Here is a 2,024-nt window from a genome sequence, read left to right as displayed (position 1 = left end):
GACGAACGACGTCAGGACCCCCAGAGAGATCCAGTCCGTCAGCTGGCTACCCGCAACCGCCTCACTGTCCGCCACACACCCCGATCATGCCGGCAACCAGACAGAACAGCCGGAACCGACACACCGACGACCATCAAGATCCAGTTAGTGGAAGCGGCATTGGGACCCGAGCCCGTGACGCGGGGGTCCTGGGAAGAGCGAGTACCACGGCTCGTCCTCCGGAGAAGGCCGATCAGACGGCCAACCGTAAGAAGCGCGGCAGCGCCGGAGGTCGCCCGGTCCGCCACGACGCCGCGCTCTATAAAGACCGCAACACCGTGGAGCGCGGCATCAGCAAGATCAAGGAATGGCGGGGTCTGGCCACCCGCTACGACAAGACACCCGAAAGCTACGCCGCGGGACTCCACCTGCGCGGATCCATCCTCTGGCTACGCAGCCTGCCAACCCCATGATCCAAACTCGGAACAGATTCTAGCGGGATCCCGGCGTCGGCGCCCCGTTCGGGGGGCTCTGCGGCGAGGGCGCGCCCACCGTGGTCGGCGTGACATCGGATGCGGTCGTGTCGTCTGTCGGGGTCGTGTCGTCTGTCGGGGTCGTGTCGTCTGTCGGGGTCGTGGCGTCTGTCGGGGTCGTGGCGGGGGTCGGGGTCGTGGCGGGGGTCGGGGTCGGGATGGTCGTTCCGCTCGTGGCACCACCCGGCGCCGGGCTCGGGGGCCCCGGCGAGCCGATGCCGGTGCCGGCAGGGGTGGGAGTGCCGGGGGTGGGAGTGCTGAGGGCGGGCGCGGCGGTGGCCCCGGTCGCCGTGGGCCGAGGTGCGGAGAGCAGCGGCGCCACGTAGGGCGGGGGGGTGAGGGCGTCACCGGTCGGCACGATCGGAGAGATCTGGCGGACGGGTGAGGGGGCCCGGACCGGCGCTGGTGCCCGCGGGCCGAGCCTGCGCCTGACGTCGTCGATGAGATCCAGAGCCGCATGCGCCGGTCCGACCGAGCCCACGGGAAGCGATCTCAGCAGGTTCTTCAGCCCGCGGGACTGCTCGGTGGTGAAGGCGTTCACCGTGGTCCAGGCGTCCGTGTCCCCGGCGGCGACCCGGGCCAGCAGTACCTGCGTGCCGGCGCGCACCTCGGCGATCCAGTCCCGCAGCAGCGCGTTGACCAGCTCGGGGTCGAGGCGGTCCCCGTTGCCGGGGCCGGGCGGGTCGCTCGGCGCGTCGGGGCCATCGGATTCGCCGGCGTCGCCGGAGACGGCGGGTGTGCGGGGACCGGGAGGCCACGTCCCCGCAGTGGGTGACACCGCAGCGGGTGACACCGCGATGGTCGGTGACACCGCGATGGTCGGTGGTGCGGCGGTCGCCGTGGGGTTCACCACCGGCACCCGCGGGCTCGTCTCCGGAGCGCCGGCACCGGTTTCCGGGGCGATCACCCCGCCGTCGTTCACCGTGATCGTGCGCAGTTCGCTCATCCGCAAGCCGGCCATGCCCAGCCGGGTCTTCGCCCGCTCGACCGGATCGCGGACCAGCGACACCTGGAGGTCTTCGACCTGTCGTTTGACGCCGTACAGGGTATCGCCGGGTAGCGAGTCCCCCGAGCTGACCGCGAGGGCCGCCGTGGTGACGGCGGCGGTGAGTGCTCCRGCCAGCAGCGGCCGGGCGGCCCGGGTCATCCTGCCCCGGCCGGAGACACCGCAGGCAGAGACACCGCGGGCACCGGTCCGGCGTACCCACCGCGCGTCGACCGGATCGTTTCCCGGCAGGTCAGGATCGACGCCCTCGGGAGGCGTGCGTGCGGGACGGGTTCTTGTGGGACGGGCCTCGGTCTCGTGGCCCTTCACGGAGGTGCCGGGGGAAACGGCGGCGGGGGAACGGACGGGATCGCATGCCGGGGAGCCGGTGACGGCGGCGAACAGCTGTCCGCGCAGGGCGGCGTGCCGTGCCGGATGCAGCCGCGGTGACGGCAGGTCCCGGAGGGCCGCCACGGTGTCGATCAGCCGCGCGTCGGTCTCGTCATACGGGGGGCGCTGTCCGTCCA

1 protein-coding gene and 1 pseudogene are annotated in these 2,024 nt (G+C 72.4%); one reads left to right on the top strand and one right to left on the bottom strand.

Going from position 1 to position 2,024, the window contains the following annotated elements:
- Positions 1-218: 218 nt before the first annotated feature.
- Positions 219-452, top strand: a pseudogene (locus KBI5_RS04905) (transposase); the annotation flags it as partial.
- A gap of 19 nt (positions 453-471) precedes the next feature.
- Here KBI5_RS04905 and KBI5_RS26125 read toward each other — a convergent pair.
- Positions 472-2,024: DUF5667 domain-containing protein (locus KBI5_RS26125; protein ID WP_085014434.1), on the bottom strand; the 1,553-nt coding region annotated here is incomplete at its 5' end.

Source organism: Frankia sp. KB5, from assembly GCF_002099325.1.
Classification (GTDB): domain Bacteria; phylum Actinomycetota; class Actinomycetes; order Frankiales; family Frankiaceae; genus Frankia; species Frankia casuarinae.
This window is presented reverse-complemented; position numbering and strand designations above follow the sequence as displayed.